Origin of the sequence: Streptomyces sp. PA03-6a, assembly GCF_033792765.1 — a bacterium.
In the GTDB taxonomy this organism is placed as follows: domain Bacteria; phylum Actinomycetota; class Actinomycetes; order Streptomycetales; family Streptomycetaceae; genus Actinacidiphila.
In genome coordinates this window covers 39,235-53,950 of record NZ_JARAVK010000012.1, presented here as the reverse complement: position 1 = coordinate 53,950, position 14,716 = coordinate 39,235, and the positions used below count along the sequence as shown (strand labels likewise).

The window sequence follows — 14,716 nt, the reverse complement described above, 5'->3', positions numbered from 1 at the left end:
GGCCACTTCGGTGCCGAAAAGGGCATCGTCACGCAATTGGGCCCCTCCGGGCGTGGAATCGCCAAGATCTTCCCCGTTACGGGTGTCCCAATTCCCCTGCCTGCCGCAAGAATCCACCGTCCCGGGGCAACCTGTGCCGTCGAAGTCCCGTCGATAAGGGTGACAGTACGACACAGGGGAGATCTAAGTGACAGATCAGGGGGAAAGCCGCTCCTTACCACGAAAGGGAGGGGTCGGGCGCGGTCTCAGGCGCGCCCTGTGGGGTGGTGGCGTCGCCGTCGCCGCCACCACGGTGATGATCGCCGTCACCCTGCCGCGTGACGCCGCCGGCGACGACCACTCCACGACGGGCGGCCCCGCCGCCGCGTCGGGAGCGCCGGGGCAGCAGGACGCGGGCAGCGCTGGGGTGATCGAGGACGACGCGCCCCAGGGCGGACGGCAGACCGGTCGCGGGCCTCTGACCAAGGCCGAGGTCGACCGGGCGAAGTCCATAGCCCTGCAGCGCGACGCGCTGCGCAGCGCGCAGGACGTGGACGGGGAGCGTGGACCGGAGTACCTCGACACCGACCTCGCCGAACCGGCCGACACCACGCAGGCGTCCGCGGGCCAGGCCCGCCGGGTCGAGGTGCTCTTCTACGACTACGGGCACGACCGGCTCGTGAAGAAGACCGTCAACCTCACCGCCGGCACCGTCGAGCACACCGACACCGCCACCGGCATGCAGCCGCCGCCCTCGAACGACGAGACCCGGGAGGCCGCGGAACTGCTCATCCGGGACGCCCTCGGCAAGGGCCTCCGCGCCGACTTCACGGCCGCCACCAAGGGCCGGGAGCTCACCTCGCCCGACCAGCTGCGGCTGCGCGGCATCTCGTTCAACACCGCCGAGCAGTCCGCCCCGGCCGGTTTGGCCAAATGCGGCGAGCACCGGTGCGTACGGCTGTTCACGCAGGTGAAGGACGGGCCGTGGATCGATACGACCGATCTGGTCGTCGACCTCAGCGATCGCACCGTCGGCCGAATCCACTAAGAGCGGAGACCCAGCAACCATGCGCACCACCAACGTGCGCCGGGCCATCGGTACGGCCTCGGCGCTCCTGCTCCTGCCCGCGCTCTTCGCGGGCTCCACGGCCGGCCAGGCCGGCGCGGCCCCCCGGGCCGGCACCGCGGCCGCGGTGGACTGCGGCACCGCCACCGCCATCACCAAGGCCCTGCCGAACGGCACCGGCTGGAGCATGTGCTGGCGCATCAGCGGAACCAAGGGCCTGGTCCTGGAGAAGATCGCGTACAAGCCGGAGAAGGAACCGCAGCCGCTCAAGGTGCTGACCTCGGCCACGCTCGCGCAGGTCAACGTCCCGTACGATTCGGGGCTGACCGAGTACAACGACCTGTCCGACATCGGCTTCGGCAACACCGCGGTCGACATCGGCCCCGAGGAGTGCCCCGGCGGGACGATCAGCTCCGCCTACGTCCCGCAGCAGCAGCGGAACGTCAAGGCGCTGTGCACCACCACCGCCCCGCACGGATACGCCTACCGCAGCGACGTGTACGACGACCAGGGCAACTCCACGAAGTACACCAAGCAGGGCAGCGACCTGGTGGTCTTCTCCGTCTCCCAGCTCGGCTGGTACGAGTACGTCACCCAGTGGAACTTCTCCGACGACGGCACCATCACCGCCAAGATGGGCGCCACCGGCGACCTGTCGCCCGGCGACTACAGCGGAGAGGGCACCGGCTGGCCCATCGGCAACGGCGACCACGACCACTCCACCAGCCACTACCACTCGGTCTTCTGGCGGCTGAACTTCGGCCTGGACGGCTCCACGCAGGCCAAGGTCGAGCAGTTCGACACCAAGAAGGCCGGCCAGGGCTCCGGCTCCGCCGTCCTGAAGACCACCAGGACCCCGGTCACCAAGGAGCTGGCCGCCTCCTCCGCGCTGCGCCGCTGGTGGCGCGTGGTCTCCACGGCCGGCAAGAACGCCGACCGGCACCCCCGTTCCTGGGAGCTGGTCCAGCAGCACTCCGACCACTACGACGCCCACGCCTACACCTCGAAGGACGTGTACTTCACCCAGTACCGCGCCTGCGAGCAGCTGGCCAGCGGGAACAGCGACCCGGCCTGCAACGGGCGGGGGACCTCGGTGGACAAGTGGGCGGACGGGGAGGCCCTCAAGCACCCGGTCGTGTGGGTCAACGTCGGGTTCCACCACATCCCGCGCGACGAGGACCAGAGCCCCATGCCGATCCACTGGCAGGGGTTCCAGCTCGCGCCGCGCGACGTGACGGCCATGAGCCCGCTCACACCGGACGAGCTCTCGGGCCACAACGGGCAGGGACACTGAGCGTCCCGCCGCGCCGGACCCGGTAAGCATGTGGTGAAGTAGCGTCGTTACGGCTGCACCGCCTCCCGCCCCGCAGTACCCTTCCTTGATCGTGGACGGGGGCGGGAAGGCGGGTGCAGTCGTGATGTCGGGAGGTCTGGTGCTCCCCGGTGGTGGTGATCAGGGGGACCCGGGCGGCGGCATCGGCGAGGGAACCACCGGCACCACCTCCCTGGCACTGCCGTTGGAGATCGGAGCGGAACTGGACTGGGGCGCCGACGAGTGGTCCGAGGTGCGTACCCGCGCCCGGCGCGCCGGACGGGCCTACGTGTGGCTCAACCTCGTCGAACAGCGCCTGCGCGCCGTCGTCAACGCCGTGCTGCGCCCGATCTACGAACCCGTGCACGGCGACGAGTGGGTGGTCGCGGCCGCCGGCCCGGCCGGCCACGAGTGGGTGCAGCGGGCCGCCGCCGTGCGCGAGGTCAGCCGCCGCAAGGGGTTCCTGCTCGACCCGGCCGACGACAACATCCTCAGCTTCCTGACGCTGCCGCAGCTGCGGGAACTCGTCGTCCAGCACTGGCCGTGCTTCGAGCCGTACCTGGACGACCGCCGGGAACTCGAACTCGCCCTGGACGAGCTGGAGGTGGCCCGGCACGTCGTCTCCCGCAACCGTGCCCTGTCCCGCACCGTGCTGGACCAGGCCGAGCGGGCCGCCGCCCGGCTGCTGGACATGCTCGGCTCCGGACCCGGCTACCCCTCCGCCGAGCGGCTGCCCGTGGACGCCGTCGAAGAGCTCGTCGCCGACCGCTACGCCGACGTCGTCGGCGTCTACCCCGACCGGGTGCGGCTGCAGCGCCAGCTGCCCGCCGAGGACCTGTTCGGGGGCGCGCGACGCCTCGACGCCGTGGGCATCGGCCTCAACCTGCTCGTGCAGAACTACTCGGGCAAGCGGCTGGTGCGGCTGGCGGAGTCCGGCTGCCGGGTGCGGCTGCTCTTCCTCAACCCGGCGAGCAGCGCCGTCCGCCGCCGTGAGCGCGAACTCGGCCTCGGCCGCGGCGAGCTCAGCCGCTCCGTGGAGATGAACATCATGCACATGCGGCGGGTGCGGGCCCGGCTGCGGGACACCGCCGCGTTCGAGATCCGGGTCTTCGACGAGACCCCGCGCTTCACCGCCTACCTCGTGGACGGCGACACCTCGGACGGCATCGCGGTCGTCCAGCCCTACCTGCGCAAGGCCCGCGGCATGGAGGCGCCGGTCCTCATCCTGCGCGGCGGGCCGCGGGAACTCGTGCAGATCAGGGCCGGCGAGGCCCCCGAGGCCGAGCACGGGCTGTTCGAGATCTACCGCGAGGAGTTCGAGGGCGTCTGGGCCGACTCCCGTCCGGTCTCCTGACGGCCCGGCGGACCGCCGCGGCCGGACCTCCCCCGCAGCCCGGCCGCAGGAGTGTCAGTGGTGCGCGGGATGATGGAGCCGAACACGGGGGAACTGCGGGAAGGACGTACGCCACATGGGCATGGGACGACGCCGGGCATGGCGGGCCGGCTCCGGACGGGGGAGGACCGCGGGCGAGCGCCCGCGCGGCGCGGTGAGCGCCACGGTCACAGGGGGCGCGCGATGAGCTGGATCAGCGACGCGCTGGTCGCGTTCGACCTGGAGACCACCGGCACCGACGTCGAGACCGACCACATCGTCACCGCCGCCGTCGTACGGCTGGAGGCCGACGGGGCCGTCTCGCGGGAGTGGACCTGGCTGCTCGATCCGGGCGTGGCCATACCCGAGCAGGCCTCCGCGATCCACGGCATCTCGACCGCCCACGCCCGCGCGCACGGCGCCCCGGCCGGTGCGGCGGTCGAGGAGATCGCCCGCACCGTGGCCGAGGTGCTGAGCTCGGGCACACCACTGGTGGTGATGAACGCGCGCTACGACCTGTCCTTGCTGGACCGCGAGTGCCGGCGGCACGGCGTCGCGTCCGTCAGCGAACGGCTGGGCAGCGTGCCCTCGCCGGTCATCGACCCGCTGGTCATCGACAAGCACGTCGACAAGTACCGCAAGGGCAGGCGGGCGCTGCAGGCGCTGTGCGTCCACTACGGCGTGGAACTGGAGGGAGCCCACGACGCGCGGGCCGACGCGGTGGCCGCGGCCCGCGTGGTGCGCCGCATGGGGGAGCGGCACGAGCCCGTCGGCCTGATGCCGCTGGCGGACCTGCACGCCCTTCAGGTCCGGGCGGCGGCCGAGCAGTCGGCCTCCCTCCAGGCGTACCTGCGGCGCACCGCCGACCCGGCGGCCGTCGTCGAGCAGGCCTGGCCGGTCATCCCCCGGCCGAGGTGACCCGGGGACCCGCCGGCGCGAGCAGGGCGCAGTCGAGGATCCGCCCGTCCACGGTCCCGACGAGGAACCTGCCGGCACCGGCCGCCGCGAGGGACAGGGGCACGACCACCTGACCGTCGACGCGCAGCCGGTGCCGTAGGCGCGGGCTGCCGGTGCGTGCGTCGAGCGCCACGACCTCACCGGACCGGTGCGCGGCGTAGACGGTGTCCTCGTCGGCGTCCAGGGCCGTGACCGGCTCGTCGGCGGCGAACACCCACTCCGGCGTGCCGTCGGGGAGCCGGCGCCGCACCACGAAGGCGTTCCGTGCCGGGGCCTTGCCCGCGTCTCGGACCACGGCGGCCTGGACCAGCGCGTCGCCGTCCAGCCGGACGGCCGGTCCGGGGAAGAGGTGGCAGCCGCGCCCGGGTTCCCAGTCGAGGGGGAAGAGCCTGCGCAGCTCCGGCTCGGCGTCCGCTGCCCCGCCGTCGAGCGCGCCGACCCAGGCCCGGTGCCGCGGCACGCCGTGGAGGTCCCGCACGAAGAGCAGTTCGGCGCCGCGCCGCAGACGGAAGTCGCTCGCCGTCAGCGTGAAGCGCGCCGCCTCGGTGCCGTCGGGGGCCAGCAACCGGGTCGCGCCGCCCCACTGATCCGGCCCTCCCTGCCGGACGGCGAGCCGGCCGTCACGGCTGCCGGTGAACGTCACCGCGTGACCGGGCTCGAAGGCCTCCAGCAACCGCCCGTCCGCCAGGGACACCCGCTGCACCAGCGTGCCGGACCGCTGCCACCCCTGCCCCGACGGGCGCAGGGTGTGCCGGACGTTGACCCAGGCCGACCGCTGGTCGGCGGCCACGTGGATCTGCTGCCCGCCGTCCGGGTCGGGCACCGACCACTGGAGTTCCCCCGACGGCAGCCGGCACTCCAGCAGCGCGCCCTCGGCCGTCGCCAGCATCCGGCCGTCGGCGAGCACCTCGACGGCCCGCACCTGACGGCGCGGCGCCCACGCCGTCCCCAGGGCGGTGCCGCGCTCCGTCAGCAGGTCGCGGGCGTCGCCGCCCTCGGGGTACGCGTACGGCTCCCGGGGGCCCATCACCTCGCGGTACCCGACGGAGGCGGCGGGCACCGCCCGCCAGTCCTCGCGTTCCAGGACGGACTCGAAGCCGTGGCTGAAGGCGTACTCGTGGTCCTTGTCCTCGGGGGTGACGACCAGCCGCAGACGCCGCCCGTCCAGCCACCGGACGGAGGTCACCTCGCGGCCGCCGTCCAGGACCGGCCGCACGTCGCCCGACTCCAGGTCCATCAGCAGCAGCTGACCCTCGAAGTCCCAGCTGCCGTCGTAGCGGCCCACGCCCACGGCCACCAGCGGGAGGAGCGGATGGAAGGCGACGGAGTTCACCGGCCACGGGCAGTCGTACACGTGCCGGCAGCGCAGGTCCCGCGCGTCGTAGACGCCGACGCGGTACCGGGGCCAGCGGTCGGTCCCCGCCCGCCCCGACTGCGGCCAGGCGATCCACCCCATGTCGCCGCCCACGACCAGGCGCCCCAGCCGCTCGTCCGCGACGGCGACGCGCGGTTCACCGACCTCGGCGAAGGGACGGTCGGCGAGGACACGACGGACGATCGGGGAATCTGACACGGACACCGCCCAGGCCGGAGGGGTGCCCATCCTCGCAGCCCGAGCCGGACGGCGAGGCAGGAAGGGTCAGAAGGGGTACCAGCGCACGGCCGGATCGCCGTCCCGCAACGAGGCCACCCGCCGGCGGAACTCCGCGAGCGCCGCCGGGTTGCCCGGCGCGTGCTGCGCCACCCAGGCACAGCTCGCCGTCTCCCGCGCCCCGCGCAGCACCGCGCAGCCGTCCCACTCGCGCACGTCCCAGCCGTAGGCGGCCGTGAAGGCGGCGTAGGCGTCCGGACCCAGGCCGTAGCGGTCCCGGCTGAGCGCCATGACGACCAGGTCGTGCTCGCGCAGGTCGGCGGAGAAGGTCTCCAGGTCCACCAGGACCGGACCGTCCGGGCCGACGTGCACGTTGCGCGGCAGCGCGTCGCCGTGGATCGGCCCCGCGGGCAGGTGCGGGGTCAGCGCGGCCGCCGCGGCGGCGAAACCGTCCCGGCGCTCGCGCAGGTACGCCGCGTCCGCGGGGTCCACCGCCGGCCCGGCCAGCCGCAGCCACCGCTCCACCCCGTCCAGCAGGTCACGGCGCGGCAGGGCGAAGTCCGGCTCGGGCAGGGCGTGCACGAGCCGCAGCAGCGCGGCGAGGTCGGCGGGTCCCGCGGGCCGTACGGTGTCCGGCAGCCGCTCCCAGTACGTGACCGGGTGCCCCTCGACCAGCCGGGCCTGCGGCGCCGCCGCCCGTACCGCGGGAACGCCGTGGGCGGCCAGCCAGGACGCCGTGCGCACCTCGCGGGCGGCCCGGTCCAGCAGTTCGGGACCGCGGCCGACCTTCGCGACGGTCACGCCGTCCGCGAGTTCGAACACCGCGTTCTCGCCGAGCGCGATCAGCTTCGCGCCGTCCTGCCGGTCCGCCGCGAGCACGGCCCGGGCGAGCTCTTCGGTGAACGCCATACGGCAATGATCGCAGATCAGTAGGCTGGGCCGGTGACCGAGGACGACGTCATGGCCTTCTGCGAGACGCTGCCGCGGCTGCGGCGCGCCGCGAGCGGCGACCCGGCCGACGCGGCCGAACTCGAGGCCGTCGCCGAGACCGTACGGCAGGGCGCCGGCGACATGGAGGTGGTCACCGACCTCGGACTCCGGCTCGGCGTGCGGGTCTTCGACTCCCGCAAAGTCGCGGGTGGTTACGCCCAGGTGCCCGGCATGACCGGCGGGGGCGGCGGCCTCCTGCGCCACCGCTGCCCGCGCGGCGTCTGCGCCCGCAGCGAGGACCCGACGGCGTCCGTCACCGCCCCGCGCTGCGCGATGTTCGACGCCGAACTGCGGCCCGTCTGGTACTAGGCCCGTCGTCCCGGTCCCTGCGGGTGAAGGAGGAGCGTCCGGTGCGTGCAGCCCCACGGTGGAGGGAGCGTCCGGCGCGGGTGGCCGGTCCGGGCGGGCGACGCGGCGGATGCGCCCGCCGGGCGGCGCGGGGCCGCAGCGGCGCGGAAGGCGGGTACTAGCGCGGTGGCGGGTCTGCTGGACGAGATCGGCGGGAAGCTCGCCGAGCGCTGGGTGTCCCTGCTCGCGTTGCCCGGATCGCTCTTCCTCGGCACCGCCTGGGCCGCCCATGTGCTCGGCGGACGACGGCCGTTCGACGCGGGCCGCCTGCTGCGCGAGGTCGAGCGCTACGCGGACTGGACCGACGCCCACGGCGGCGCCGCGCTCTTCCTGGCCCTGGTCGCCGCGCTCCTGCTCGCCGTCGTACCGGGCCTGGTGGTGCAACTGCTGGCCCGCGCCGTCCAGGTGCTGTGGCTCGGGCCCTGGCCGGGAGGATCGGGGGAATGGCTCGTGCGCCGGCGCCGCGCCCGCCGCGAACGCGCCGACGCGGACGTCGCGGCCCACCTGCGGAACCACGAACGCGACGGCGACGAGGCCGAACTGGCCGCCGCCCGTGCGGCCGAGGCACGCCGCGACCGGATCGCGCCCCTGCCCCCGGCCCGTCCCACCCGCATGGGCGACCGGATGCACGCCCTGGAGCACCGCGTCGGCGCGTACTACGCGGTGCCCTTCACGGCGGTCTGGCCGCGCCTGTGGCTGGCGGCCACGGAGGCCGACCGCGGGGAGATCCGCACGGCGGCCGGTGCCTTCGAGGCGTCCACCCGGCTGTGCGGGTGGGGCCTGCTGTACGCGGCGCTGGTCTGCGTCACCGCGTGGTGGCCCGCACTCGTCGTCGGCGTCGTGCTCGTGTCCGCCGCCTGGTGGCTCGGCCGCGAACGGCTCTTCGCCCTGGCGGACCTCGCCGACGCCGTCGTGGACCTGCGTCTGCGCTCCGTCGCCCGCGCGGTGGGGATCCCCGTCCCGCCGGGACCCGTCGCCCCGGCGACCTGGCGGGAGCTCGACCTGCTGCTGCGCCGCCGTAGATGACCCCGCGGGAGCGGGCGCCGCCATGATGTGGCGGCGCGCCCGGCCCCGCCACGAGACCGGACGAGCATGCTGCACCTGCTGTTCCTGACGTACACCGGATCGGAAGCGGACGCCGGGCCTTTCGTCGCCGCCCACGTCGCGTTCCTGGAACGCCACCACCGCGCCGGCACCTTCCTGCTCTCCGGGCAGACGGTGCCCTCGTCCGAGGGCGGCGTGATCCTCGCCCGGGGCACGGACCGCCGGACGATCGAGCGGAGCGCGGCGGAGGACCCCCTGGTGATCTCGGGGGTCGCCGCGTACACCGTCACCACCGTCGACCCGGCCAGCGTGCACCCGGACCTGGCCGGTCTGCTGGGCGGCGCCTGACGTCCCGTCGCGTGGCTCAGCGGCCGATGTGGACGAAGGGCGCCCAAACCGCCGGGGAGCGGGCGTAGCGGGTGCGCAGGGCGCGGATGGCGTGGTTGAGGGCGCGGCCCGCGTCCGCGGGGGCGACGGCGCCGGGTGCCGGGCCGCGGATCGCGGCGGAGGACCCCCTGGTGACCTCGGGGGTCGCCGCGTACACCGTCACCACCGTCGACCCGGCCAGCGTGCACCCGGACCTGGCCGGACTGCTGGGCGGCGCCTGACGTCCCGTCGCGTGGCTCAGCGGCCGATGTGGACGAAGGGCGCCCAAACCGCCGGGGAGCGGGCGTAGCGGGTGCGCAGGGCGCGGATGGCGTGGTTGAGGGCGCGGCCCGCGTCCGCGGGGGCGACGGCGCCGGGTGCCGGGCCGCGGATCGCGGCGTACAGGCGGGCGGCCAGGAGCGCGCAGACCGCGTCGTCGGCCTCCCACAGGGCGCCGACGACCTGGGGGTAGCCGGCGGTCTGGAAGGCGGAGGCGAGGTGGACGGCCTCGTCCGGCAGCTGCCCGGTGTGCGCGGTGTGGCAGGCGAGCAGCACCGCCAGCTCGGCGTAGAGCAGTTCCTGCCGGGAGACGTCCGCGGCGCTGAGCGGCCCGCCGTGCAGGAGCAGGTGACTGGCGGACGGGTCCTGCGGGTCGCTGACGCCGTGGCAGGCGAAGTGCACCCAGCGGGCCGTGCGCAGGGCCGACAGGACCCGTTCCGGCGTGGCCGCCTCGCCCTCGACGGCGCGCACGCCGCCCAGCGCGTCCGCGATCGCGGCGACCTCACGGGCAGAGGCGCCCGCCGAGCCCGCCGTGCCGGTGGGCCGGCCGACGGCGAGCAGCCGTCCGCCGGTGCGGCCGGAGGAGACCTGCCGGGCGTGCCGCAGGGCGCGCAGGGTGGGGGTGTAGGAGGACGCCACCCGGTCCAGGACGGTGCGCCCGTCGTGCAGTTGGTGCCGCCGCTGCAGTCCGGCTGCGTGCAGCGGCAGGTACGCCAGCGGCCCCGAGGCCGACCACCACAGCCGGGGCGCGGCCGACGCGGGGGCGTCCGCGGGGAGCGGCCGGGTGAGGCCGAGGGCGGTGAGCACCGGCTCGGCCACCGTGCGCCAGAGCCAGGCGAGGGTGTCCAGGACGAGTTCGCGGGCGCGGTCGTGCTCCTCGTCGGGCGCGGTCCGCGGCAGGCTCACCGCGCCGAGGAACTCCTGGGCCCGCAGGGCCAGCTGCCCCTCCGTCAGCTCGCGCAGCGGCACGGAGAAGATGCGCTCCTGCGTGACGACGAGAGCGTCGCACCGGAGCCGGTCCACGTTGACCGCGACGACCGGTCCCTGCGCCGCCACGGCGCGCATCTCCCGTTCCGTGGGCGGCATCAGGAACCGCTCGAAGCCCGGCTTGCCGCGGACGCGCATCAGCAGCGCCTCCCACTCGGCGGCCGGCACGTGCCGCTCCATGAAGTCCTCGCCCGCCTCGGCCCGCCGCAGGCGTCCCCCGAGCCCGGCGAACTCCCGGGCCAGCAAGGGGTGCGCCGCGGACAGGGCGGTCAGATCGGCGCGGGCCTCCAGGTCCTGGCCCATCAGGACGGCCCGGCCCCGCTCCAGCAGCGCCAGCGCCTGCGCGGGGCGCCCGGCGGCGAGCGCCGCGGCGCAGCCGGTGCGGCCGAGGCTCGTACCGGTCAGGGGATCGGGCCGGCCCGCCCCCGACGGGTCGGCGCCGTCCACCCCCAGGTGCGCCATGGGGTAGCGGCGGCCGAGCAGCGCCCCGCCGACGGTCGCCCGGCGGTCATCCCGCGCCAGGGCCCGCGAGGCCAGCGACGGCAGGGTCTCCAGGGCCCGTGCCGCCGCGTCGGCCGCGGCCGCCCAGTCGTGGTGCTCCAGGGCGTCGGCCATCGCGATGCGCGCCACTTCGAACCGCAGCGCCGGCATCTCGCCCGCGGGCGACGCCACGAACGCGACCTCGGCCGCCCGCGCCGCCCGCTGGTCCCCGCGGACCGTGGCATCGGTGTAGTCCGCCCAGTGGCCGTACGAGGTCACCATCCCGCCCAGCAGGTCCGTCAGGCCCGGGGTCCGTTCCACGCGCCCTGAGGCGTCGGCGATCCTGCGGCGCGCCTCGGCGGCCAGGACGGGGTCCTGGGTGAGCCCGGCGAGGTTGGTGAGCGCGTTGGCGTACTCGACCTCCCCGGCGGCGCGCTCGGGCGCTTCCCCGGGCAGCAGGTCGAGCGCCGTGCGCAGCTCCCGGCAGCAGGCCCGCAGGGCGCCGGTGTCCATGGCGAGCACCGCCCGCATGTGCTGCCACGGCGCCGAGGCGAGGACCAGGCGGGCGTGCTCCCCGGAGCCGTGGGGGAGCTCGGCCAGGACGCGGTCACCGAGCGCGGCCGCCTCCTCGATCACGGCGGCGTCCTGGTCGGCCATGTAGCGCATCCCGATGACCGCCATCAACAGGCTCGCCGTCCACGCGCGTTCGGTGCTGCCGGCCTCCGTCCGCTCCAGCGCCTCGCGCAACCGCCGCTCGGCGTCGGCGACGAAGGCGGGATCCATGCCCTGGGGCGTGCCGGGGCCCTTGGCCAGGGCGTCCAGCAGGGGCCGCATGTCGGGCGGGACGGGGAAGGCGGAGGTGAAGCGCGCGTACAGGTCGTCGGCTGCTCCATCGTCCTCGCCCTCGCCCTCGTCCTCGTCCTCGCCCTCGCCGTCGCCGTCGCCCGTGCCCGTGCCCGTGTCCGGTTCCGGTTCCGGTCCGGGCCCGGGCTCCGGGGCGGGGGTGACGGGGGCGGTGCGGAAGCCGTCCGGCGGCAGGGCCGACCGCAGCTGCACCGGCGGCAGCGCGGGCGCGAACCGCACCATCATCGGCAGGAACCGGGTCGCCACCGAGCCGAGGGCCCGCGGTACGAGCCGCATCCTGCCGCGGAGTTCGCCCACCGCGGCAGCCTTCGCGGCGACGTGCGGCAGCAGCGGATGGCCCGGTGGCAGGCGCGCCACGAGCGCGCGCAGTATCCGCTCGGCCTCGGCGGCGTCCGCGGCCTCCCAGTCGACGACCGCGCGGGCGGCGAGCAGGGAGGCCAGGTTCACCTCGTAGGTCCCGTTGTCGTCCGGCAGGCCCTCGGCCCGGTAGGCCTCCAGGAGGCCCATCGCCTCGTCGATCGTCGCGCGGGCCGGCGCCCAGGGCAGCGTGCACATCAGTGCCGCCGCCAGCGCGAAGTGGACGCTGCGCATCTCGTGCCGGTCCCGGAGCCCGCCCAAGGTGCGCCCGCTCGCCGCGGCCAGCGCCAGCCGCCCGCCCCGCACGGCGACGTCCACCGCCTCCCGGTCCCGCGGGTGGGCCCGGACCCAGGCGATCCCGGCGAGCACCGCCACCCGGCCCGCGTCCGGGGCGTCGACGTGCCCGGGGGTGACCGCGGCGAAGGCCTCCCGGGCACGCGCCCACAGCGCGGGCAACTCCTCCGTGGCCCCGCACTCGTAGCGGATCAGCGCGGAGTGCGCGAGCCGGGCGAGCAGCCCGGGACGGCACAGGTCGTCCGCAGGAAGCGTCGCCAGCAGCGCCGCCGCCCCGCCCTCCATGGGGTCCGCGGGCCGGAACGGCTGCTGGGCGGGTCCGGACGGGTAGCGGGCGGCGACGGACACGAGGTCGCCCTGCGAGCGGTGCTGGGTCTGCGCCCCCAGGTGGTGGCGGACCTCGGGCGCGGTGCGGAAGTCGCCGTGCAGGTGCGCCAGGGTGCGGTCGGCCAGTTGCAGGTGCAGGACGAGCCGGGCGCGCAGCGGATGGTCGCGGGGCGCCGTGTCCAGGCCCAGCACGATCAGCGCGAGAGCGGCGGCGGCCGGGGCGCGGCCGTCCTCGCTCCGCCAGGACTCCCGCAACAGGTCCTCCGCCGCCCGCAGCAGGCTCCCGGGCGCCGGTCCGGCGCCGTCGACGAGGCGGCCGGTGCCCGGCGGCTCCGCCAGCGCGAAGCGCCTCAGCATGCGGTCCACGGCCGCCCGCGCGTCCGTCATCAGCCGCCCCCGATCCCCGTTGCCGGCGTCGCGGCAGGATAGCGCGCCGTCTGTGACCGACTGCTCACTGCGCGATGCGGCGCCGCCGGCCGCGGGACGGCTCTCCCGGCCCGGGCGTCCGCGCCGACGGCGTCGCGGCAGGACCGCGTGCCGATGGCGGCGTGTGGTGAGGGTGGCGGCCGGTCGGGCCCCACCGCACCGGGGCAACCCGCAGCAGTGGTCGCTGCCCTGCGGGGTCGTTCCCCTGCACGAGGCATCCGGCCGGGGGCGGGTGACGCCGACTCGTGCCGTTCCGCGGCGAAGCCGATGGTGGGGCCGGGCGTTCGGCCTGGTGACGGCGGCGCGGCGTCGGACGGCGATGGCGGGGTCCGTCCGGCCCGGTCATGCCGCGGCACGGGGGACGCGGCCTCCGCGCGAGCCGCGGTGCCCGAGGCCCGGTGCCGGACTTCGCGGGAACCCCGAGGCGCCCTCGCAACCCGGAGTCCTGGGAGACGCCCACCACGCCCGAGTGCCCGGACGCCCGGTACCGCGAGTCGGGGCGCACCGCAGCAGGGCGGAGTGCACGTGGCTCCGCCTTGACGCGAGGGCCGCGCGGGGCCCCGTCACGCCGCGGTGCGGCGCACCGCGTCCCGCAGGACCGCGGCGGCGCCGCCGTGCGCGTACACCTGGCGCTGCCGGCGAGCGCCGGAGCCCTGGGAGGTCAGGCGGTCCACGCCGGCCCGGACGGTGTACAGGTCGCCCGCGTCCTTCAGCGCGCCCTCGACGTGGGCGACCAGGGACTCGACGACGTCGTGCGCGCTCGCCGGACGGAAGGTACGCGGATCGAGCAGGGCGCCGTCCAGGCCGGAGCGGCTGGCCCGCCACGAGGCGAGCCGGAGCAGGGCCACGTCGTCGGCGGGTACGGGGCACCCGTCGGCCCAGTCGCGGGCGGCGGTCTCGACCAGGCCGCGCACCAGCGCGGCCAGCACCACCGCGTCCTGGTACTCCGGGCACACGTCGCAGACGCGCACCTCCACCGTGGGGAACTTCGCCGACAGCCGGGCGTCGAAGTAGAGCATGCCCTGGTCGATCAGGATCCCCGTGGCCAGCAGCCGCGACACCGCGGCGCGGTACCCCTCGGCGGAGCCGAAGCCGCGGGTCGGCCCGGCGGTGGGCCAGCGGCCGAAGACCTGGTAGCGGTAGCTCGCGTACCCCGTGTCGGCGCCCTGCCAGAGCGGTGAGTTGGAGCTGAGCGCCAGCAACGGCGGCAGCCAGGGGCGGATGCGGTCGACGACGGCCACGCCCTCCTCGTCCGACTCCACCCCCACGTGGACGTGACAGCCGCAGGTCAGGGTCTCCTGCGCGGTGAGGCCGAAGGACTGGGCCATCCTGCGGTAGCGGCCCCTGGGGGTGAGCCGGGGCGGCACCGCCATCGGGGAGGTCCCCAGCGCCGCCACCGCGACGCCCTCCGAGCGGGCGAGCCCGGCCGCCCGGCGGCGCCAGGCGCGCAGCTCCTCCCGGAGCTGGTCCAGGGAGACGCAGGGGGAGCTGTTCAGTTCGAGCTGCTGTTGCTGCAGCTCGGCCACCAGTTCCCGGGGCCAGGGGCCGCCGTCCAGCACCGCGTCGGCCACCGCGCGCGGTTCCCCGGACCGCGCGTCCACCAGGAGAAGCTCTTCTTCCACTCCCACGGTGCGTGCCACGTCCTTCCGATACCCGCTGAGCCCGCCGCTATCCGTC

12 protein-coding genes are annotated in these 14,716 nt (G+C 75.6%); 7 read left to right on the top strand and 5 right to left on the bottom strand.

The genetic code is table 11. The annotated features are described in order from the left end of the window. Window positions 1-295 precede the first annotated feature (295 nt). The 4 genes from PV350_RS05200 to PV350_RS05185 all read left to right on the top strand — a co-directional run bounded on the left by PV350_RS05200 (window position 296) and on the right by PV350_RS05185 (window position 4,647). Window positions 296-1,027, top strand: coding sequence for a Tat pathway signal sequence domain protein (locus PV350_RS05200; protein WP_500333011.1), 732 nt, complete (start codon window positions 296-298; stop codon window positions 1,025-1,027). Window positions 1,028-1,046: 19 nt separating this feature from the next. Continuing rightward, on the top strand, window positions 1,047-2,339 hold the full coding sequence (locus tag PV350_RS05195; RefSeq protein WP_500333010.1) for a copper amine oxidase: 1,293 nt from the start codon (window positions 1,047-1,049) through the stop codon (window positions 2,337-2,339). Window positions 2,340-2,463: 124 nt separating this feature from the next. Continuing rightward, window positions 2,464-3,711: an SAV2148 family HEPN domain-containing protein gene (locus PV350_RS05190; RefSeq protein WP_499514625.1), complete on the top strand. Its 1,248-nt coding sequence runs from the start codon at window positions 2,464-2,466 to the stop codon at window positions 3,709-3,711. Window positions 3,712-3,933: 222 nt separating this feature from the next. Next, window positions 3,934-4,647, top strand: coding sequence for a 3'-5' exonuclease (locus tag PV350_RS05185; protein WP_500333009.1), 714 nt, complete (start codon window positions 3,934-3,936; stop codon window positions 4,645-4,647). On the opposite strand, the gene PV350_RS05180 is transcribed toward PV350_RS05185, so the two are convergent. Together PV350_RS05180 and PV350_RS05175 are read right to left on the bottom strand one after the other, a co-directional pair. Continuing rightward, window positions 4,628-6,259 (bottom strand): PQQ-binding-like beta-propeller repeat protein, encoded by a 1,632-nt coding sequence (locus tag PV350_RS05180; RefSeq protein WP_500333008.1) that lies wholly within the window; start codon window positions 6,257-6,259, stop codon window positions 4,628-4,630. The genes PV350_RS05185 and PV350_RS05180 overlap by 20 nt on opposite strands. Before the next feature lie 66 nt (window positions 6,260-6,325). After that, window positions 6,326-7,186 (bottom strand): phosphotransferase enzyme family protein, encoded by an 861-nt coding sequence (locus PV350_RS05175; protein WP_500333007.1) that lies wholly within the window; start codon window positions 7,184-7,186, stop codon window positions 6,326-6,328. A 33-nt stretch (window positions 7,187-7,219) separates the two neighbouring features. Here PV350_RS05175 and PV350_RS05170 point away from each other — a divergent pair, with 33 nt between their 5' ends. The 3 genes from PV350_RS05170 to PV350_RS05160 all read left to right on the top strand — a co-directional run bounded on the left by PV350_RS05170 (window position 7,220) and on the right by PV350_RS05160 (window position 9,007). Further along, entirely contained in the window at window positions 7,220-7,576 is a 357-nt protein-coding gene (locus PV350_RS05170; protein WP_499514629.1) for a hypothetical protein, read from the top strand. A 165-nt stretch (window positions 7,577-7,741) separates the two neighbouring features. Continuing rightward, window positions 7,742-8,641: a hypothetical protein gene (locus PV350_RS05165; RefSeq protein WP_500333006.1), complete on the top strand. Its 900-nt coding sequence runs from the start codon at window positions 7,742-7,744 to the stop codon at window positions 8,639-8,641. Between the two features lie 66 nt (window positions 8,642-8,707). Further along, on the top strand, window positions 8,708-9,007 hold the full coding sequence (locus PV350_RS05160) for a YciI family protein (protein WP_500333005.1): 300 nt from the start codon (window positions 8,708-8,710) through the stop codon (window positions 9,005-9,007). A gap of 16 nt (window positions 9,008-9,023) precedes the next feature. Here PV350_RS05160 and PV350_RS05155 read toward each other — a convergent pair whose 3' ends face one another. From PV350_RS05155 to PV350_RS05145, 3 genes are all read right to left on the bottom strand, one after another. Further along, entirely contained in the window at window positions 9,024-9,203 is a 180-nt protein-coding gene (locus PV350_RS05155; RefSeq protein ID WP_500333004.1) for a hypothetical protein, read from the bottom strand. Window positions 9,204-9,283: 80 nt separating this feature from the next. Next, window positions 9,284-13,000, bottom strand: a complete 3,717-nt coding sequence (locus PV350_RS05150; protein ID WP_500333003.1) for a CHAT domain-containing protein — start codon at window positions 12,998-13,000, stop codon at window positions 9,284-9,286. A 602-nt stretch (window positions 13,001-13,602) separates the two neighbouring features. Continuing rightward, entirely contained in the window at window positions 13,603-14,679 is a 1,077-nt protein-coding gene (locus tag PV350_RS05145) for a carboxylate-amine ligase (protein WP_499514633.1), read from the bottom strand. Window positions 14,680-14,716 lie beyond the last annotated feature (37 nt).